This window comes from Pseudomonas sp. NFACC56-3, assembly GCF_900100025.1.
GTDB classification, from domain to species: domain Bacteria; phylum Pseudomonadota; class Gammaproteobacteria; order Pseudomonadales; family Pseudomonadaceae; genus Aquipseudomonas; species Aquipseudomonas fluorescens_AA.
The window spans coordinates 73,808-94,028 of sequence record NZ_FMTK01000005.1 but is presented as its reverse complement, the minus strand read 5'-3'; the positions used below and the strand labels follow the sequence as shown (position 1 = coordinate 94,028).

Genomic DNA, 20,221 nt, shown 5'->3' with positions numbered 1-20,221 from the left:
TGCTCCTTGTTTGCCAGATCAGCAGGATCGCCAACGGGTCGCGAACCTAGTTCGTCGTGTTCTGCTCGCTGAGTCCGGCAGGCTCGTAAATGGACAACACGAAAACCAGCGCCGCCAAGGAACATACACCGAGGAAGACGAAAACGGCTGTCCAACTGTAGCTATCCAGCAGCATGCCGGTGATCAGGGGGGCCATGGCCCCGCCTGCCTGTCCGGCGCTGTTTACCAGCGAAGCCGCTACCGGGTAAGTGCTCCGCGTGGTCAGGCCCATCGAGTAGACCGAGAACGACGAATAGCCGATGTTCAACAGGAAGCCCGTACCAAACAGCAGCAGACTGACGGAGAGCAGATCATTCGGCGCGTAGACCAATGCGATCATCATCAGGCAGGTGGCTACGGCGCTGATCATCATGGTCGGTTTTCTACGGCGATCCAGAACCGTATCGGAGAGCCAGCCGCCGACTATGTTGCCCAATACGCCGCCAGCGAAAGGCAACGACGCCACGAAGCCGATCTGCATCAGCTCGAAATGCTTCACCTCACCCAGGTACTTGGGCAACCAGGCAAGCAGCACGTTGACCACGCCGGTCATCAGCAGATAACCCAGACCGCATCCCCAGATGTTCCACGATGCAAACACCGAGCGCGAGGTTGCCAGGGGTGCGGTGCGCTTGTATCGCAGAAACGTGTCCAGCGCTCCAAAGCTCTTCTGTGTGCGCCCTGGCTCATTGTCGCTCCTGCTTTGATCCTCGATATGACTCGCCTCTGCCTCGTTGACCCGCTGACTGGCGCGAGGATCATTGGGCACCAACCACCACCAGATCAATGCGAGCAGCAAACCGGGAACGGCGAAGGCAAAAAACATCGTACGCCAGCCATCGAGCATGATCAGCGCAGCACCGATGGGCGGAGCCAGGACTGCGCCCATTTTCGCAGCCGACAGGAACGCCCCCGTTGCCAGCCCCTTCTCACGCGGCGGAAACCAACGATTGATCGTACTGAGCATCGATAAAGGCAGTGCCGCTTCGGCTACGCCGAGAGCGGAGCGGTAGACTTTCAACACACCGAAGCTATGGGCGGTACCGATGAGCAGGGTGACAACCGAAGTCAGCGCAATCGACACCGGCGCCACCAAACGAACACCGACCTTACTGAGCAGGAAGCCAGCGGGAATCTGCCCCAGGGAGTAGAACAGAAAGAACGCACTGACGAGCAGGCCGGCCTGGGCGTTACTCGCGCCGAACTCCTTCTGGATGTACGGCAGAGCAATACCGATATTGGCGCGATCCGCAGCCGCCAGCATGTACACAACCACGATGACCGAGAGAACAACCCAACGATATTTGGAGCGTGCCGCTCGCGCGGCAGCGTCAGTGGTGGCGATTGAAGTCATGGGGCCTCCTTTTTTTATGCTTATTGGAGGTGTCATGGTCGACATTCCACAAAGGGATAAAAAGCGATAAATAAGAAACCCTAATCATGCCCAAAAAGAATGATTAATCCCATCCCATGGGTCCCACGTGCATGAGCAGAACCGCAGCAGGCCTCCCCCCGCTATCCACGTCTCATTGTTGCAGCGTGGACTTGAAGACAGGGTCGTTCAGATACGCCACATTGAGTCTCGTCCATGGATTGATACGTGATTGCTCAGGCGAAAAAATGTGCCCGGGAGCGATCATGAACCCCTTCGGCAACAGCAGCCGGGTCAACTCCCTGGCATCGTCGAAATGGGGAAACCTGGCCCATAAATACAGGCTTTGCTCAGGACGACAGAACACCTCGGCCCCCATCTCGTCCAGCATTTCCAACCCTGCGGCGGTAGCCGATTTGACCCGTTCCTGAAGCCGAATCAAGTGCCTCAGGAAATGCCCCTCCATTAACACCACGTCGACCGTTCGCTCGCAAAGCTCGGAAGAACTGGTGTGCAGCAACATTTTCAGGTCACCCAACTCATCGATAACCTCCTTGCTACCCGCGATGAACCCCACTCTCAGGGCTGCGGAAACGGATTTCGAAAAGCTCCCCACGTACAGCGAACGCTTCAGTTGGTCCAATGCCGACACTCTGATGGCTGCGGCGGGCTTGAAATCAGCCAACGCGTCATCGTCCACCAAAATGAAATCATGCTCCTGTGCCAATTGAACCAGTCGATGCGCCTTACCCGGCGAAATGTCAGACCCTGTCGGGTTATGGCCAACGGACTGCAGGAAAAACAGTTTCGGTTTATGCAGGCGCAGGTGTGCTTCCAGGGCATCAAGATCCGGACCATCGGGCAAGCGCGGCACGGACAGCATTCGAGCCCCCTGCAATTGCAGCTTGCCGAACAAGGGGTAATAGCCTGGATCCTCGACAAGTACCGTGTCCCCGGACGCAAGGAAGCGTCGGATGATCAGGTCCAGCCCATGATTCGCACCGTGAGTCGTGACGATTTGCCGGGGATTCGCGCTAATGGCGTAAGACGCCAATTTTTGCACCAGATGCTGGCGCAGGCTGGCATTGCCCAGGCGATTTCCGTACCTGAACAACGTGGTAACCCCCATCCGCATGATTTGCCGGGTGAACTTGTCCAGGCGCATGTCCATTAACCACTCTACGGGAGGGAATCCTTCCCCAAGGGGCGAATGCCCAGGCTCGCGGACGAATTGCTGGCGCATTAGCCAGATGGTATCCATCGCCCTGGCATAGGGCGGTGGTTCCTCAGGTTCGTAGTGACCGCTGGTGCCTTGTTTGACGAAAAAGCCCTGCCCATGCCTGGCTTCAACCAAGCCTTGAGACGCCAGCGCTTCATACGCCGTGATGACCGTATTCTTTGAATGTCCCAACAAACGCATGCATTCACGAAGTGACGGCAAACGGTCGCCCACACGATAAGTCCCGTCGTCGATCCGGGCTGCCAACGAAGCGGTGAGCTGCTGAGCCAGGGTCATTCTGCTCATGTCGAGAATCCTTCCGGGGCCAGCGTCAAGGGTACAGCTTAGGTACTGTCCGTCCAAACTGTACCTTCTTTATAGGCACAGAGCGGAATAGTGTGACTTCAACTTAAAACAACAACCGCGACAGGATTTTCCAGATGAGCATCGACTCTCGCCTTCCCAATTTTCGCAGCTTGACGCCTGCCGAGCGCCTCAATCACCTTCAAGACCTGCTCGACCTCCCGGCCGCTGACGTTGCCCTGCTTAGCGAGGAAGGCGCGCTCCCGCTCGAAATAGCCGATGGCATGATCGAGAACGTGATCGGCAAGTTCGAATTACCGTACGCCGTCGCCAGCAATTTCCAGATCAATGGCCGAGACGTCATTGTCCCACTGGTCGTAGAAGAGCCTTCCGTCGTTGCCGCAGCCTCTTTCATGGCCAAGCTTGCCCGTGACGCGGGTGGATTCCTGACGTCCAGTTCGCAACCGCTGATGCGCGCACAAGTCCAGATCGTCGACATTGAAGACCCTTTCAATGCCCGCCTCAGCCTCCTGCGTCGCAAGGACGACATCATTGAATTGGCAAATCGCAAGGATCAATTGCTCAATAAGCTAGGGGGCGGTTGCCGGGACCTCGAAGTCCATACCTTTGCCCAAAGCCCGAGAGGCCCCATGCTCGTGGCTCACTTGATCGTGGACGTGCGTGACGCGATGGGTGCCAATACCGTGAACACGATGGCGGAAGCGGTCGCCCCGTTGATGGAGGAAATCACCGGCGGGAAGGTACGCCTGCGCATTCTCTCGAACCTCGCCGACTTGCGCCTGGCCCGTGCCCAGGTCCGCATCGCCCCAGCGTTGCTCACCACTGCCGCTTATAAAGGTGAGGACGTGATCGAAGGCATTCTCGACGCCTACAACTTTGCCGTCATCGACCCCTACCGTGCCGCGACCCACAACAAGGGCATCATGAATGGGATTGACCCGCTGATCGTCGCCACAGGTAACGACTGGCGCGCAGTGGAAGCGGGGGCTCACGCCTACGCTTGCCGCGATGGGCACTACGGCTCGCTGACAACGTGGGAAAAAGACAGCGAAGGGAATCTGGTGGGCACTCTCGAAATGCCGATGCCTGTCGGGCTGGTCGGCGGCGCTACGAAAACCCACCCACTGGCGCAACTCTCCTTGCGCATTCTGGGGGTGAAAACCGCTCAGGAACTCGCCGAAATCGCGGTCGCTGTCGGCTTGGCCCAAAACCTCGGCGCATTGCGAGCGCTCTCTACGGAAGGCATCCAGCGTGGCCACATGGCGTTGCATGCACGCAATATTGCGCTGTCAGCCGGCGCGAAAGGCGATGAAGTGACTTGGCTGGTCAAAGAGATGGTCGATGCACGGGACGTTCGCTCCGACAAAGCGGCGGAGCTTCTCAAGCAAAAACGGGCCGAGTGATGAAGAGCCATCTCGAACTGCCCATTCGATTGCTGGTTGACGCCGGGGAGTTCATTGACGCTCATCTGGATCATGAAACGGCGTCCAGGGTTGCGCGAGCGCTCTTGGCAAAACGACGACGAGAGGCCTGACTCCGCTACGTTCCTTGATGTTCATAACAATAAAAGCTCGCAAGGGCAGTAGGAGAAATCCTTGAAATCCGATCTCTATGAATTATGGGGTGACACCGTAAACGGCCGTCACCTGATTTACGCCATTGCCATAGGCGCATCCGTCAGCCTGAGTGCTTTTTTCTTGGCCAAACACCTGCTCGTGGGGTGGGTAGACAATGTCCAGATGGCCAAGGCCTACGCCATGCTGGTGGGCATCGTCGGCTGCCTGGTGGGGGGAGCCATCAGTGCAAAGCTCTTCAAACCCAAGCGCAATGTGGTAGAGCACCAGGCAGATCCTGCGTGGCGAGCAAAGGTTTTGGCGGAATTGCAGGACGAATTCGGAGACCTTGGAAGTCTGTCGGATCTACCCGCAGAAACACTCGCTGAACTGCATGAAATGGACCTTTATGAGGTGTTTGCAGAGTACGAGACAAACCTCACGCGTGCCGCTAACGCTCAAAAAGACGTAACGGTAGCTCCGGTCGCTCCGATCCGGGCCGACGGTGGCCGGTCATGATGACACCCCTGTTGGAGCAGATTCTCATTGCGTTCGGGATGGGCATATTAGGTGCAGTGATCTTCGCCGGGATTGGCCTCATTTCGGGCAGCGATGAAACCACCACCCTCGCCCCGCTCACATTGCTCGTGGTGCTGTTGGGTGTACCTGCGCCCGGTGTCCTGACGTTCTTTCTCGCAGGGGCAGTGGCCAAACACATGACCCACGCCGTGCCCACGGCATTACTGGGCATCCCCGGCGACACCCTGGCAACCCCCTTGATGCGCGAGGCCAACTTCCTGCGCAACCTGGGCGTACCCCACGTCGCCCTGCGCAAGATGATTTCAGGCGCTGTGATCGCGGCGCTGATTGCAGTGCCCACGGCGGTGCTCTTCGCCGTGATGCTCGCGCCTTTTGGCGACACGATCAAACGCGCCGCCCCCTGGGTCTTCCTGCTCGCTGCGATCGCCATTGCATGGTTTTCCAAGGGGCGGCTTGCGGCGGTGCTCGCGCTTGTCCCCTTCGTGATGGTCATCGTCGGCCTGCAAAGCATCACCGGACAATACGGCGTCAAGCTGAGCGTCAGCTATTTCCTCGGTATCGCCATTGGCCCGCTGATTGCCGCGCTATTTTCAATGCTCGCCCCCGCTGAACGGGAGACGATGAGACGCCAGCAAGTGCGCACCTTCTCGCTGTCTGCGGACGTGAAAGGCTGGGGCGGTTTTTTCCCCAACCCGCTCAAGGTGCTGGACAGCAAACAAAGCCTGTGGACTGCGATCACGGCCATTATCTCCAGCGCAACGTTCGTCTTCAGCCCCGTGGCGATGACCGTGATCATGGGCGAACTCGTCGGGTCACGGGTCAAGCATGTCTACCATCGGCTGACAACGGTGATCACGGCCCGTAACGGTGTCACTGAAGCGACCTACATCGCTGAAGCCTTGATCCCGTTGATCGCGTTTGGCTTGCCGTTGAGTCCGGTCGCCGCAGGGCCGGCCGCACCGCTGTTCAACGCCCCGCCTCGCTTCAGCGTTGACACCGCCACCGGGCAGGTCAACAACCTCCATACCCTGCTCAGCACGTGGGAGTTTCTGGGTTATGGGATGCTGGCGGTGATCGTGGCGATCCTCATTGCCTATCCCTTCACGATGAATTACGCCCACCGGGCAGCGTCCTTCGTCTCACGCAAAATCAGTCACGAAGCGGTGATCTCGACATTTGTCGGCCTGATCCTGGTGATCGGCATCTGGGAGGGCGGAGCACTCGGCTTACTGGTCATTGTCACCGTCGGCCTGCTGGGTGGTTTTCTATCGCGCTTCCTTGGCTTCAACATCGGCGTGCAGTTCATGGGGTACTACACCGCTGTACTGACGGTGCCCGCCATCGTCGCCCTATTGAACGTATGAGCCACTTCAACATAACAACAACACGAAGGTAACCAACATGCGCAAAAACCTCTTGGCGTCCCTGTGCCTGGCCTTCAGCGCTGGCATCTTACAAGTCCACGCGGATGCTATCCCCACCCTGAACTACCCGGCGGACGGCCAACAACTTCAGGCCATTGGGTCACCCGAAAAAGAGTTGCCGACGGTGACAGCCGATCTGTGGCTGAAGGTGTCCGACGGCCCCCTGCAACTGGAAGGGCCATCGTTCGACAGGGCCGGCAATCTGCTGTTTGTCGAGGTGTTCGGGGGGCAGGTTCTAAAGGTCGATCCCGAAAAGAAACTCAGTGTCGTCGTGCCGAAAAACGCGCTGGGAAGTGCGGGACTGGCTATTCATAAAGACGGCAGATTGTTTGTGGCAGGACTGGGTAATTTCAAAAATACCGGCAACCTGACAGCCTACAAACCGGACGGCTCGGGAAAGCAAGTCATCATCCCGGCAAGCAAAAACCATCTGGTGGATGACCTCGTTTTCGACAGCACGGGGGGATTTTACTTCACCGACTTCAAGGGCACATCGACTCAGCCCACCGGCGGCGTCTATTACGTCCCAGCTGGCGGCAAGACAATCGTCTCGATCCTGCCCAATCTCGCGATCGCCAACGGCATTGCGCTCTCTCCCGACGGCAAGACCCTTTGGGTCACGGAGTTCGCGACGGGGCTGCTGCACCGAATCGAACTGAAAGATGCCAAGACAATCGCGCCCTTCGGGGAAGCCGTTGTCTACCGGTTTAGCGGCCCATCACCTGACTCAATGCGTGTCGATCAAGATGGCAATCTGTACGTGGCCCTGTACAGCCAAGGCCGCGTGCTGGTACTCAATCCTAACGGCTTGCCCATCGGCCAGATCTTGATTCCAGGACGGGAAAAGGGCCACTTTCTTCGCTCGACGAGCATGGCGCTCAAGCCCGGTACCAATGAGGTTTATCTCGTGAGCAATGACGGCAGTCTCGGCGAAGGCAGCGCTATTTTCAGAGCCAAAGGCTTTGCCAATGCTGCGAAACTGTACTCCCATCAATAGCGAAATCCCGACGCACTTCGTCACGGCAGCTGTGTCGGTTTTTCGATACCGAGGGCTTCACTGATTGGCGCGGTCATGCGCCTGCCAGCATCAGGTCCAGATTCTGCACCGCCGCGCCCGCGGCGCCCTTCCCAAGATTGTCAAACACCGCGGCCAGCAAAACCTGCCCGGTCTCATCGTTCTCGAACACCGACAATCGCAAATCATCTGTGCCGTTCAGCGCTTGGGGATCGAGGAACGTCAACTCTTTAGCTTCCTGCATCGACATCACGTGTACATGGCGCGCATCGGCGTAGTGCTGGGTCAGACACGCATGCAACTGCACCGCGCTCACGCCAGGCGCCAACAAGCGGGTTTGCACAGGTATGGTTAGCGCGATCCCCTGCCGAAAAGCGCCATAGGCCGGCACAAACATCGGCCGTTCCGTCAGCCCGCTTTGCTGCTGGATCTCCGGAACATGCTTGTGTGCCAACCCCAGCCCATAGACCTGAAACGCCGGCGCCTGCGATGCGCCCTCCCCCTCATATTCTTCTACGCCGGCACGCCCTTTTCCGGAATAGCCCGACACGGCGTAAATATTCATCGGGTAGTCCGTGGGCAGTAGCCCAGCCTCCAGCAGTGGACGTAGCAGCCCTATCGCGCCCGTGGGATAGCACCCGGGGTTGCTGACCCGCCGCGCCGTGGCGATTCGTCCGGCCTGCTGCGAGTTCATCTGCGCGAAACCGTAGACCCAGTCTGGATGGGTACGGTGCGCGGAACTTGCATCGATCACCCGTACAGCCGGGTTTTTGATGCTCGCGACCGCATCGCGCGCAGCCGGGTCGGGCAAGCAAAGAATTGCGATGTCGCAGTCGTTGATGATTTCAGCGCGGCGTTGCGGATCCTTGCGATATTCGGCGCTGAGGGTGATAAGCCGCAGATCGCTCCGGTCGCGCAGACGTTGATGGATCTGCAGCCCGGTGGTGCCTTGGTCGCCATCGATGAATACAAGGGGACTTGCCATGGCCATGCTCTCGAACATTGAAATCAGGAGTTCCAATGTTCAGCAAGGCGCTAAGATAGGAAAAGTTGAATTTATTAACGCTGGAATTCAGTTTTCCTGAACAAGGGCTCACTTATGCGGGAAATCAGCCTGGACCGGCTGCGTACGTTGGTGGCGATTGTCGACCTGGGATCGTTTGCCGAAGCCGCGCGCGTGCTGCACCTTGCGCCACCCACTGTCAGCCTGCATATCGCCGACCTGGAGTCGCGGGTGGGCGGCAAGCTCTTGTCGCGCACACGTGGGCGCGTTCAGCCTTCAGCGATAGGAAATACCCTGGTGGAGCGCGCGCGGCGCCTGTTGGCGGATGCGGAGCAGGCGCTCGAGGACGTGGAGCGTCAGGTACAGGGATTGGCCGGACGTGTGCGGCTAGGCGCCTCTACCGGGGCCATCGCACAGTTGCTGCCAAACGCTTTGGAAACGTTGAGCCAACGCCACCCCGCTATCGATGTGCAGGTCGCGGTACTCACCTCCCAGGAAACCTTGAAGAAGCTTGCCGAGGGCTCCTTGGAGATCGGTCTGGTCGCGCTGCCGCAGTCGCCGGTGAAGGGCCTGCGGATCGAGCCGTGGCGACGGGACCCGGTCATGGCCTTCTTGCCGGCTCGCTGGGAATGCCCGGATACCGTGACACCCGGTTGGCTGTCCGCTCAGCCGTTGATTTTGAATGACCCCGCCACTCGCCTTTCGCGCTTGACGTCGGAGTGGTTCGCCAATGATGGCCGACAGCCTGTGCCGCGCATCCAACTGAACTACAACGATGCGATCAAAAGCCTGGTGGCGGCGGGATATGGTGCGACGTTGTTGCCCCATGAGGCCTCCACGCCATTGCCCGATGCCCGGATCGTCATGCGGCCATTAAAGCCCTTGTTGTGGCGTCAACTGGGTATCGCCCACCGCAGTCTGGACATCGAGCGGTCTACGCAACATGTACTGGATGTGTTGTGGGAATTAAGTGCGCAGTAATGCCCTCGAATGCGTCTGCGCACGGCGATCCGGCGCCGGATGAGTGCCAATCCCTGAGAGCGCTCAATTCGACCACAGCGCCACAGAACCCTCAAAGCAGCCTTTAAGTGGCAGAATCTCCTGATCGATCGTTTCGGAGACCCCCATGCTTCGCGTATTTGAACAAAGGCTCGACCCTTTCCCGCCCGACGAGGTCCCCCCGCCGCCCGAAGGCCTGGCTCGGTTTCTCTGGGCCTGCACACGGGGCGCCCGCGGTTACATCCTCGCGTTTGCGCTGCTCAGCGCCGGTGTCTCGATCTATGAAGCCTGGCTGTTTTCCTTCCTCGGCCAGGTCGTGGACCTGCTTTCGACCTGGCAGGCCGGCGGTGAGGCGGCGGCGCAGGAAAGTCGCGTGCTGTGGGGCATGGGCCTCGTCATGCTGGCCAGCATCGGGCTGGTAGCGTTGCGTACCATGGTGCAGCACCAGGTATTGGCGATCAATCTGCCGTTGCGGCTGCGTTGGGACTTTCACCGCCTGATGCTGCGGCAAAGCCTGTCGTTTTTTTCCGACGAGTTCTCTGGCCGGGTCACCACCAAGGTGATGCAGACTGCGCTGGCCGTGCGTGACGTGCTGTTCACCCTGATCGAGATCGCCCCCGGAATCGGCGTGTATTTCATCGCGATCATCGCATTGGCCGGTGGCTTCGCCCTGAAACTGATGCTGCCTTTCGTGGCCTGGATCGTGCTGTTCGGGCTGGCCATGCTCTACTTCGTGCCCCGCCTGGGGAAAGTCGGACAGGAACAGGCCAATGCGCGCTCTTCGATGACCGGACGTATCTCGGACGCCTACACCAACATCACGACCGTGAAGCTGTTCTCCCACTCCAATCGTGAAGCGCACTTCGCCCGCGCGGCCATGGAGGATTTCAAACAGACCGGCTTTCGCCAGATGCGTCTGGTCAGCCAATTCGAGATCGTCAACCAGGCGTTGGTGGTGGGCTTGATCATGGCGGCAGGCGGTTATGCCCTGTGGCTGTGGCACCAGGGCGACGTCGGCGCCGGTGCCGTGGCGGCGATCACCGCCATGGCGTTGCGTATCAACGGCATGTCGCACTGGATCATGTGGCAAATGACCTCGCTGTTCGAGAGCATCGGCACCGTGCAGGATGGCATGGCCACCCTTACTCGCGGCCCCAAGGTGCAGGATGCGCCGGACGCGGGAGTGCTGGTGACCTCAGGCGGAGCGGTCACCTTCGACAATGTGAGCTTCAACTACAATGGCGAACGCCAGGTGCTCGATGGCTTGAGCCTGAACATTCGCCCGGGGGAGAAAATCGGCCTGGTGGGCCGCTCCGGCGCGGGCAAATCCACGCTCATCAACTTGCTGCTGCGCTTCTATGATGTCGACAGCGGGCAGATCCGCATTGACGGGCAAGACATTGCGCACGTGACGCAAGACAGCCTGCGCAGCGCCATCGGCATGGTCACCCAGGATACGTCCCTGCTGCACCGCTCCATTCGCGACAACATCGCCTATGGCCGACCCGATGCGAGCGACGCACAAATCCGCCGTGCCGCAGCCAATGCCCAGGCCGATGAGTTCATCAGCCAACTGAGCGACCGCCAGGGTCACACCGGCTACGACACCTTGGTCGGCGAGCGCGGCATCAAGCTGTCGGGCGGCCAGCGCCAGCGCATCGCGATTGCCCGAGTGATGCTCAAGAACGCCCCGATCCTGCTCCTTGACGAGGCGACCAGCGCGCTGGATTCTGAAGTCGAAGTGGCCATCCAGGAAAGCCTCGATGAAATGATGCAGGGTAAAACCGTCATCGCCATCGCCCATCGGCTGTCCACGATTGCGGCGATGGATCGACTGATCGTCATGGATGATGGACGCATCATCGAACAGGGCACCCACACCGAATTGCTCGCCAGGAACGGCATCTACGCGCGGCTGTGGCACCATCAGAGTGGCGGGTTCCTGGGTGAGGACCGGTGGGTGAGCGAGGCGATGGATCAGGTATGAGCTATGGATGGCCCGGGGGACAACGCGTCTTACCTTTTCTCTACCAATCGCAGTGACTGTGCCCCTTCCAGGGATAGGTGAATCACAGCAGCCCTGCTCGGGAAGTTCGGCGCATCGTCATCGGTATTTTCCATCACAGGAATGTCGATCAGCGTCTGCTCACCCGTCGGGTCGCTGACCAGCTTGGCATCCAGTTTGTCGATGGCACGCCAGCTGTCGCCCCCGATGCGCATCACGTCCAACAGGCTGTAGTGCGGCACGCCGTCCTCGTTCTCTTCGGGCGTAAAGGCCGCCAGGTATTGGCTGTAGTTGTTGCCCATACCGAAACCCTCGATGGTGAAGACCGCGAGGGTGACCTGGCTGTCCTCGCCAGTGTCCAGCGTCTGCACCAGCGTCGCTTCCGGGTAGCCGGTGGCATAGCTGTCCTTGATGAGCGCTACCAAGTGCCCGATCTGTGCTTCCAGGGCTTTCGGAACGGGTTTCGATTCAGCGGCGTGAGTCAGGGTGCAGGTGAAAAACAGGGCAGCGGTCAGCAGGCGCAATTTCATGAAAGTGAATGTCCAGGGGCGTCGGGAGGTCTGCGCCCAATGGTAGCGGTTGCCAAGGGATTTGGTAGCCCAGTGTCGATAGGTTTTTGTGGTGGGGTGCACAACCTTGCTCGCCAAAGCGGTGGGTCAGTGCGCATTGGGGTTGGATGTACTGCCGCCATCGCGAGCAAGCTCGCTCCCACACTGGGTTTGTGGTGCTGCACGGTATTTGAAACCTATGCAGGCCCCTTGTGGGAGCGGGCTTGCTCGCGAAAGCGGTGGGTCAGTTCGCAATCGATGTAGGATGCTTCAAGTCATCGATCAACACCTCGACATCCTCCAACCCCAGTATTGTCCACTGCCAGCAAGATGCCGCGCGGCTTGCAGCGCAGCGATGGCCGGCAAGTCGCAGAGCTCGTACAACAAGGAACCGGGCACTTCGGTGTAGATCATTTTGGTGTTGGCCTGCAACCGTCCGGGCAGGTCGCTCAGGGGCACGGGAACTGATACGGCCCGTGCCCCTTGGCAGGAACTTGACCGGCGTCAGGCCCCTGAGCGAATGCGCTCGACCAGGCGAGCCTGGAGTGTTTCCAGTTCCTCGGGATCGGCCTTGCCCCGGCCATGCACACCCGGCTCTTCACCTTCCCAGCGAGGAATGATGTGCATGTGAATGTGAAAGACCGTTTGCCCGGCCACAGCGCCATTGAATTGCGCAACCTGGACCCCGTCCGGCTGCAACTCGTCCACGATGATGCGCGTCAGGCGCTGTACGGCAGACATCATCGCGCCCAGGACAGCGGGCTCGACTTCGAGGATGTTGCGCGCCTGGGAGGCTTTGGGAATGACCAGGACATGACCGCGCGATTGAGGAAAGATATCCAGGAAAGCCAGCACATCGGCGTCTTCGTAAATCTTGTAGCACGGCGCATCGCCGCGAAGGATCAGCGCAAAGATGTTCTGCGGATCGTAATGACCGTGGAGACTCATGTTCACTCCTTGAATGGGTTTGGAGAGGTGGGTTGCCGGTAAGAGATTTAGCACAGTCCAGCGGCAACGTCTTGTAGAGGCCTGCTTGAACATCAGGGCTGGGCTTGCTGGGGAGGGTGTCGTATCCGTTGGTATCGGTGCTGGAGCCGGACCGCTATCGCGAGCAAGCTCGCTCCCACAGGGGATTTGCGGGGGGCACTCCATCACGGTTCGCCGCCGGCCATTGTGGGAGCGAGCTTGCTCGCGATAGCGGTGGGTCAGTGGGCGTCAGGGCTGATTGTCGGGTCACTTTTGCCGGCTTCTTTCAGCGTAACGGCAATTTTCCGCTGCAATTCACTTTCCGAAAACGGCTTGTGCAGAACCGGCCGCGCGGCGTACTCGGCCGGCAACCCGCTGGCGCCGTATCCGGTGCTGAATAGAAAGGGGATTTGGCGACTACGAAGAATGTCGGCCACCGGGAACACACGCTCGCCGGCCAGGTTGACGTCCAGGATCGCCAGGTCCACCTGCACCGAGCCGGCGATCTCACATGCGGCAGCGAGGCGGGCGACCGAGGCCACCACTTCGCATCCGAATTCTTCCAGCATCTCCTCGATCAACAGGGCAATCGCGCCTTCGTCTTCGACGACCAGCACCCGGGTTCCAGCCAATGGGCTCATGCCCCGTCCGCTCCAATCGGGAACGAAAAGCGACAGCAAACGCCCTGTGGGGCATAGATGAGGTCAAACGTGCCACCCAGGTCGCGCTCGATGCAGCGCTTCATCAGGCGCGAACCCAGCCCCTCCCGTTCCGGCGGGGATACCAGCGGCCCTCCACGCTCCTGCCAGTCGAGGGTCAGCCATGTTCCGTCCGCCTGGGTCTGCAAGTGCCAAGTGACAGCAAGCGTCCCCGTCTCGACCGACATGGCCCCGTACTTGAGTGCGTTGATCGCCAATTCATTGAGGGTCATCGTCAGGTTGAGCGCCATGCGGGTGCCGACGTCCACGCGAGCGCCCTCGATCACGACACGGCCAGGCTCATGCCCAAAGACCGGCAGCAGCACTTCATGGGCCAGGGTGTCGAGTGGCGTCTGCCCCCAGTGGCGCTTGGTCAAGAGGTCGTGTGCACGGGACAATGCCAACAGCCTGGCCTCGAAACGCCTGTAGCCATCTTTCGCATCCTCGGCATTGCGCGCGGTCTGGGCCGCCAGCGATTGCACCGTGGCCAGGGTATTCTTGACCCGGTGATTGAGCTCATCGATCAGCGTTTTCTGCCGGTTCTCCGCCTGTTTTCGTTCGGAAATATCGACCAGCATGTTGATGGCGCCCACCAGGTTTCCATCGGCGTCATGCAACGGCGTGGGAAACGGCGTGAACGGTACATGGCTGCCATCCGGCCGCTCTGCGATGGCCTCGACGCCGCGTATTGGCCGGTTTTCCTTCAGCGCCACCGCCATCGGACATTGATCGTGGGGAAGCGCGGTTCCGTCCGTATTGAACAGCTTCCAGGTCACGCACCACATGTCGCCCAACTGCGGGGTGCGCCCCGACAGTTCGACAGCGGCACGATTGTAGAACGTGATGCGCCCCTCGGCGTCGGTGGTGTACACCGCGGCGGGCAATGCTTCGAGCAGATTGCGCATGTGCCGTTCGCTTTCGCGGATCTGGTTTTCCATCCGCCGCGCCAGCGTGACGTCCTGCAGCACCCGCACGCCATAACGAAACGCACCGTTGGCGTCCCTCACCGACGAGCTGTGGATGTCGAGGTAGACCACCTCGCCATCGGGCTTCAGGGCGCGTTTGCGCAGCACGTAGTTATCCAGTTCACCGGCCACCTGGCGGGTGTACAAGCCCGCATCCTGCGCGATGCAGTCCGGGTGGGTGTAGTCCAGGAACGTCATCGACAGGAGTTCCTCCCGCGACCGACCCAGCATGTTGCACAGGGCGTCGTTCACCCGGAGCAAGCGACCGTCGATATCGACCTCGGAAATCCCGATGGTCACCGCCTCATAGGTCGCAGAAAGCCGCTCATCGCTCTCCTGGCGCGCCGCCTCGGCCGCGTGGACGCAGCTCCTGTCAATCGTGAAGCAACGGGTGTTGAAAAGCCTTCCGTCCTCGAAGCGCCCGTTCGAAGTGATCGTGACATGCTTGATCGAGCCGTCTTTCGCCCTCAGCCGCGCCGGATAACTCTCCAGGCAGTCGCCACTGCCCAGCTTGGTGAGGATGTCGCCGATAACCGGTTCGTCGACATGAAACTCGGTGATGTGCCGCCCGATGTATTCCTCTGCCGGATATCCCAGCAGCGCCAGCTCCGCCTTGTTGGCGCGCAGGATGATGCCCTCGCCACTGACGATATGCAGGCCCACGGCGCTGTTTTCGAAAAAGTCTTCCAGGTCGGCACTCTTGCGCCGAAGCTCCTCGGCCATGGCATGGTGCGCCGAAACATCCTGGAAGCAGTTGATCACCCCTTGAATGACGCCCCGCCGATCCCTGAGGGCGCGGATGTTCATCAGCGCCACGAACCGCGAGCCGTCCGGACGTTGGATGATCACTTCCTGGTTGCGCGGCGCAATGCCTGTATTGAGCGCCGCGGCCGTCGGGCAGTGTTCGAAGGCCAGCGGCGTGCCATCGGCCTGGAACAATCGATAGGCGCCGCAAAAACGGTCGCCGTGCTCTCCGAGTGCTGGCGCCCTTCCCCACAGCTCGGCCGCCTCACTGTTGTACCGCACGAGCCAGCCCTGGTGATCGCAGAGGTACACCGCACCGGGAATCGCATCGAGCGCGCTCGTCCCCATCGCGATCAAGCTTTCGTATTCGCTCGGCGCATGGGTTTGCGTGGGTAGCTCTTCAATGTTCGACATCAGTCATCCTCAAACCGCCTGGCTGAAACACCCTCGCTGTCCTTCGCCCCAGTGCATCGCCTGGGTCGGTGGTTCCAGCTCGCAGAAATCCCTTTTAAAGACCGATACGGCGACTGTTCACAGGGCTTCAATGGAGTCTAGATCCCTATTCATCGAACGAGTTCAGCAAAACTCGACGCCACGACCTTCGCGCCTCAAAACTTGAAGAGCGCCTGGGGTGTCTGGACCATTAACGCATGCATCAGCGACGCCGAGCATGCCAACGCGCGCAATTGCGCCATGACCGTCTCGAAGCCGACATGCGCTTCATGCTGAGTGTGCGGCCAATCGCTGCCCCACACCAGGCGTTCGGGACCGAAACTGCGTTCCAGCACCGCCAACGAGGCGCGGGCGAATTCAAGGTTGCGCGGGGCCGTTGCGCCCAATCGATAGATGCCGGACACCTTCATCCACACCTGCCCGCCCTGCCCCAGCGCCATCAATTGGGCGAAGCCAGGTTGATCCAGCCCCGAGCGCGCATCCGGGCGGCCGAAATGATCGACCACCAACTTGATGCCCGATGGCAACAGCTGAGCCATCAACCCCGGCAAGTCCACCAGGTTGGCATGCAACTCGACATGCCAATCCAGTTCCGCGATGTGGCCCAACAAGCCGCTCCAGGCGGCGTCTCGAAAATCAGGCAAGGCTTTGCCCATCAGGTTCAAGCGCACACCGACCACGCCCAACCGGGCCATGTCGTCCAGCTCGGCGCGGCTGACGTCTCGCTCCACCACCACGACCCCGCGCAACTGCTCCGGTGCTTGCCGTAGCGCGGCCAGCAGGTAGCGGTTATCGGTGCCGAGAAAGCTCGGCTGCACCAACACGCCATGGCTCAATCCATGGGCGTGCAAGTGGCCCAGGTATTGAGCGAGCGTGGCGTCATAGTCGGGTGTGTAGCGCCGGACAGCGGCCAGTTCCAGCTCACGACTGAACACGTGGGCGTGGCAGTCAATGCCGGTCATCGGTTTGGTACAGGTATCAACCATGGGTTTCATCTATCGACAATAAGGGAAATCAGGCCCGGGCGCTCTGGCTGTCAGGCTCAACCACAGGCGCCGATGCAGCGGTGGCTTCCAGGCTGCGGCCGCGGGTTTCCGGCAGGCACAGCGCCGCGATCACCGCCACGCCGTAGGCAATCCCGGCGTCGATGCCAATGGCCGAGCCCAAGGACATGGAATCACTCATGTGGCCGACCAGGAACGGGAACACCGATGAGAGCACCCGGCCGAAGTTGTAGCAGAACCCCACACCGGCGCCGCGCACATCCGCCGGGTACAACTCGTTGAAAAACGCCCCGAGGCTCGCCGGAATACCGGCCGCGAAGAAGCCGAGCGGGAACCCCAGGAACAACATCTGGGTGTTGGTCAACGGCAGGAACACATAGCACTGCACAGTGACCACGCAGCACAGCGCAAACAAGACGATGTTCTTCCGACGTCCGATGCGATCGATCAGCAGGCCGCTGACCACACAGCCGCACCAGAAGGCGAAGATGATCACCGCCAGGTAGCCGCCGGAGTTGAGCACCGACAGGTTGCGCTCGGTCTTGAGAAAGGTCGGCAACCAGGTCATCACCGCGTGGTAGCCACCGTGCGCCCCTAGCCCCAGCAACCCGCCAAACAAGGTCACGCGGATCAACTCGGGGCGAAAGATACCGGCCAGGGATTTGAAGAAACTTTGCGGGATGACGTTGTCTTTTTTCAGGCGCTGGAAACTGTCCGGCTCTTCAACGTTGCGCCGCACCCAGATGATCAGGAACGACGGCAGCAGGCCCACGACGAACATCACCCGCCAAGCCATGTCCTGCGGCACGAGGGAATAGATCAAGGTAAAGACGCCGACCGCCAGCCCCCAACCCACCGCCCAGGCGCTTTGCACCGTGCCCATGACCTTGCCACGGTACTTGGGGTTGATGGTCTCGGCCATCAATACCGCGCCGGCGGCCCATTCTCCGCCAATCCCGAAGCCTTGCAGCGCCTTGACGATCAACAGCTGGTGGAAGCCCGTGACGAATGCCGACAGGAAGGTGAAGAACGAAAACCACAGGATCATCCATTGCAGCGTGCGCACCCGACCGTAGCGGTCCGACAGCGTGCCGCCGACCCAGCCGCCAATGGCCGAAGTGACCAGGGTCACACCGCTGACCAGCCCGGCATCGCCCTTGGTCAGGGCGAACGCGGCGATCAACGCCGGTATCGCCAGGCCGAACATCTGTACTTCCAAGGCGTCGAGCGACCATCCGCCGAAACAGGCCCAAAACGTTTTGCGCTCCCGCGCAGTGACTTGGCGATACCAACTGAACATGATTCTTATCCTTGTAAGTGAAACGAAAGGCAGCCGAGAGCGAACCGCGCCGCTACAGGGCCAGTCATGACAAACAAAACGGTAAGAACAGCGGCGACCGACTCGCCGCTAGCCGGGTCGGGTCAGCGAATTTCCACCCTGTAGCGGAAGTGCTCGGCATGCCCGCGAGAGCGTCGCCACTCCAGGGGATTGCCAGCGTAGTCCCGTGCCAGGCGCTCGATCACCACCACCGGGCTGTTGACCGGCACCTGCAGCAATCTTGCGTGCACCTCATTCACCGATTCGGCGGTGAGGGTTTCTTCGGCATAGGCGACAACCTGGCCGCAAACCTCTTCATAAATGGGATAAAGCAATGGGCCTTTTTGCCTCAGGTCGATGTCGAGCAAGGCTTGGAAGCGGCTACGAGGCAACCAGATTTCTTCGGCGAGCACTGGCTCCACTTCCAGCAGACGCACCCGCACCAGGCGAATCACCGGCGCATCCACCGGCAACCCCAGGGCCTGGGCCACCGCCGACGGCGCGATCACCGGCTCCACGGACAAGATCCGACTCTCGGGGACCCGGCGTTCACCAGAAGCGCTTTGAAAACGGAAGAAACGGAACAACGACGATTGAAACTGCGGCCGGCGAATGAAAGTACCGCGCCCCTGCTGGCGCTCCAGGATGCCCTCGCTGACCAGCGCATCGATGGCCTTGCGCACTGTGCCGGTCGACAACCGGTACTCCGCTGAAAGGGCGGCCTCGGTCGGAATCGCCTCCCCCGGGCGCCAGCGGTTATTGGCGATCTGCTCAGCCAATTGGTCGCGCAGACGTTGGTAAAGCGGCAGACGGACATCGCTGGAGAGAGAGCTCATTGACCTTATTCACCTTGTTATCTAGTCATATATATGAATATGAGCGGCGAGTATTTACCCAGGTTCGATGGCTGTCAAGAAGTGCCAGGGTGTCTCGTTGACGAATGGTGAATCCAACTATGCAGCCGCCCGCCATTTGCCGGGCGGCGTGCGGCCAACTCAGTTGAGATGAGCCTTGAGCTCAGTTCCGGCCTGCCTCATCGCGGCTTTCACTTCCGGTACCTGGCTCAGCGGATTGAGCAAACCGTAGTCATGAATCATCCCGTTGTAACGAACCGCCGTGACCTCCACGCCGGCAGCATCGAGCTTGCGGGCATAGGCTTCGCCCTCATCCCGCAGGACATCGAGCCCTGCGGTCTGCACGAGCGCTGGTGGCAGACCTTTCAACTGATCGAGGCTTGCCTTGAGTGGCGAGGCATGAATCTGCGCACGCTCGTTCGGGTCTGCGGTGTAGTTATCCCAGAACCACGTCATCATGTTCCTGGTGAGGAAGTGCCCTTCGGCGAATTGCCGGTATGAATCGGTATCGAAGCTCGAGTCGGTTACCGGCCACAGCAGCAGTTGGAAGCGAAGCTTCGGCGTGGCTTTTTCCTTCGCCATCAGGCTCACGACCGCCGCCATATTGCCGCCGACGCTATTGCCGGCCACGGCCAATCGCTTGCCATCCACGTTGATCTCCTGCCCATGCTCGGCGACCCATCTGGTCGCGGCGTAGGCTTGGTTTATCGCGGTAGGGTAATGGGCTTCGGGAGACGGCGTGTAATCGACATACACCGCGACGGCGCCCGAAGCGACGACCAGGTCGCGAATCAATCGGGCATGGGTCGGGTAATCCCCCAACACCCAACCACCGCCGTGAAAAAACATGAATACGGGCAGCGGCCCTTTGACCTTCTCCGGCCGTACAACCGTCAACTTGATCGCCTTGCCATCGGCCATGATCGTTTTGTCACTGACCTCAATGCCCGACATATCGACCTGGACCGACTTCTGGGCGCCGGTCAGGACCGCACGCGCCTCTTGCGGGCTCAACTGCTCGAGAGGTTTGCCACCCCCTGCCGCCAACGCGCTCAAGAACGCTTGGGTCTGATGCTCAGGTACCGGATTCGCGGCAGCCATGGTTGCCCCCACAGACAGCGCGATCATTGCAGGCACAGCTTTCGATAGATGTTTCATGTTTGCTCCTGAAGCGATGG

The 20,221-nt window shown here is 60.2% G+C and carries 17 protein-coding genes and 1 pseudogene; 6 read left to right on the top strand and 12 right to left on the bottom strand.

Annotated elements, in window-relative coordinates; all coding sequences use genetic code 11:
• Positions 1-46: 46 nt before the first annotated feature.
• Complete coding sequence (locus BLO80_RS09670; RefSeq protein ID WP_092327700.1) at positions 47-1,393, bottom strand: MFS transporter; 1,347 nt, start codon at positions 1,391-1,393, stop codon at positions 47-49.
• A 172-nt stretch (positions 1,394-1,565) separates the two neighbouring features.
• Complete coding sequence (locus BLO80_RS09665) at positions 1,566-2,936, bottom strand: aminotransferase-like domain-containing protein (RefSeq protein WP_092327699.1); 1,371 nt, start codon at positions 2,934-2,936, stop codon at positions 1,566-1,568.
• Positions 2,937-3,070: 134 nt separating this feature from the next.
• Between BLO80_RS09665 and BLO80_RS09660 the strand changes: the two genes are divergently transcribed.
• The 4 genes from BLO80_RS09660 (at position 3,071) to BLO80_RS09645 (ending at position 7,468) form a co-directional block, all read left to right on the top strand.
• Positions 3,071-4,357: a hydroxymethylglutaryl-CoA reductase, degradative gene (locus BLO80_RS09660; protein ID WP_092327697.1), complete on the top strand. Its 1,287-nt coding sequence runs from the start codon at positions 3,071-3,073 to the stop codon at positions 4,355-4,357.
• A 192-nt stretch (positions 4,358-4,549) separates the two neighbouring features.
• Complete coding sequence (locus BLO80_RS09655; RefSeq protein WP_256574177.1) at positions 4,550-5,026, top strand: hypothetical protein; 477 nt, start codon at positions 4,550-4,552, stop codon at positions 5,024-5,026.
• Complete coding sequence (locus tag BLO80_RS09650; protein ID WP_218189368.1) at positions 5,023-6,411, top strand: tripartite tricarboxylate transporter permease; 1,389 nt, start codon at positions 5,023-5,025, stop codon at positions 6,409-6,411. Before BLO80_RS09655 ends, BLO80_RS09650 begins: the two co-directional genes overlap by 4 nt.
• A 37-nt stretch (positions 6,412-6,448) precedes the next feature.
• On the top strand, positions 6,449-7,468 hold the full coding sequence (locus BLO80_RS09645) for an SMP-30/gluconolactonase/LRE family protein (protein WP_092327696.1): 1,020 nt from the start codon (positions 6,449-6,451) through the stop codon (positions 7,466-7,468).
• Positions 7,469-7,541: 73 nt separating this feature from the next.
• Here the strand turns inward: BLO80_RS09645 and argC are convergent, their stop codons facing one another.
• Positions 7,542-8,471 carry an N-acetyl-gamma-glutamyl-phosphate reductase gene (gene argC / locus BLO80_RS09640; RefSeq protein WP_092327931.1) on the bottom strand — a complete coding sequence of 310 codons (930 nt, stop codon included), beginning with the start codon at positions 8,469-8,471 and terminating at the stop codon, positions 7,542-7,544.
• Between the two features lie 114 nt (positions 8,472-8,585).
• Between argC and BLO80_RS09635 the strand changes: the two genes are divergently transcribed.
• Both BLO80_RS09635 and BLO80_RS09630 read left to right on the top strand, forming a co-directional pair.
• Positions 8,586-9,470: a LysR family transcriptional regulator gene (locus tag BLO80_RS09635; RefSeq protein WP_092327695.1), complete on the top strand. Its 885-nt coding sequence runs from the start codon at positions 8,586-8,588 to the stop codon at positions 9,468-9,470.
• A gap of 145 nt (positions 9,471-9,615) precedes the next feature.
• Entirely contained in the window at positions 9,616-11,475 is a 1,860-nt protein-coding gene (locus BLO80_RS09630) for an ABC transporter ATP-binding protein (protein ID WP_092327693.1), read from the top strand.
• 29 nt (positions 11,476-11,504) lie between these two features.
• On the opposite strand, the gene BLO80_RS09625 is transcribed toward BLO80_RS09630, so the two are convergent.
• The 9 genes and pseudogenes from BLO80_RS09625 to BLO80_RS09590 form a co-directional block, all read right to left on the bottom strand.
• Positions 11,505-12,023 carry a hypothetical protein gene (locus BLO80_RS09625; RefSeq protein WP_092327691.1) on the bottom strand — a complete coding sequence of 173 codons (519 nt, stop codon included), beginning with the start codon at positions 12,021-12,023 and terminating at the stop codon, positions 11,505-11,507.
• Positions 12,024-12,337: 314 nt separating this feature from the next.
• Positions 12,338-12,491 (bottom strand): annotated as a pseudogene (locus tag BLO80_RS30215) (PLP-dependent transferase); the annotation flags it as partial.
• Positions 12,492-12,545: 54 nt separating this feature from the next.
• Positions 12,546-12,989, bottom strand: a complete 444-nt coding sequence (locus BLO80_RS09620) for an HIT family protein (RefSeq protein WP_092327690.1) — start codon at positions 12,987-12,989, stop codon at positions 12,546-12,548.
• A gap of 257 nt (positions 12,990-13,246) precedes the next feature.
• The gene (locus BLO80_RS09615; protein WP_092327688.1) at positions 13,247-13,648 is read right to left on the bottom strand and encodes a response regulator; all 402 of its coding nucleotides are present in this window, start codon (positions 13,646-13,648) and stop codon (positions 13,247-13,249) included.
• On the bottom strand, positions 13,645-15,828 hold the full coding sequence (locus BLO80_RS09610) for a PAS domain-containing sensor histidine kinase (RefSeq protein WP_092327686.1): 2,184 nt from the start codon (positions 15,826-15,828) through the stop codon (positions 13,645-13,647). Before BLO80_RS09610 ends, BLO80_RS09615 begins: the two co-directional genes overlap by 4 nt.
• Positions 15,829-16,022: 194 nt before the next feature.
• Positions 16,023-16,853: an amidohydrolase family protein gene (locus BLO80_RS09605; RefSeq protein WP_092327685.1), complete on the bottom strand. Its 831-nt coding sequence runs from the start codon at positions 16,851-16,853 to the stop codon at positions 16,023-16,025.
• 28 nt (positions 16,854-16,881) lie between these two features.
• Complete coding sequence (locus BLO80_RS09600; RefSeq protein ID WP_092327683.1) at positions 16,882-18,171, bottom strand: MFS transporter; 1,290 nt, start codon at positions 18,169-18,171, stop codon at positions 16,882-16,884.
• A 122-nt stretch (positions 18,172-18,293) separates the two neighbouring features.
• Entirely contained in the window at positions 18,294-19,025 is a 732-nt protein-coding gene (locus BLO80_RS09595; protein ID WP_092327682.1) for a GntR family transcriptional regulator, read from the bottom strand.
• A gap of 159 nt (positions 19,026-19,184) precedes the next feature.
• The gene (locus BLO80_RS09590; protein WP_092327680.1) at positions 19,185-20,201 is read right to left on the bottom strand and encodes an alpha/beta hydrolase; all 1,017 of its coding nucleotides are present in this window, start codon (positions 20,199-20,201) and stop codon (positions 19,185-19,187) included.
• Positions 20,202-20,221 lie beyond the last annotated feature (20 nt).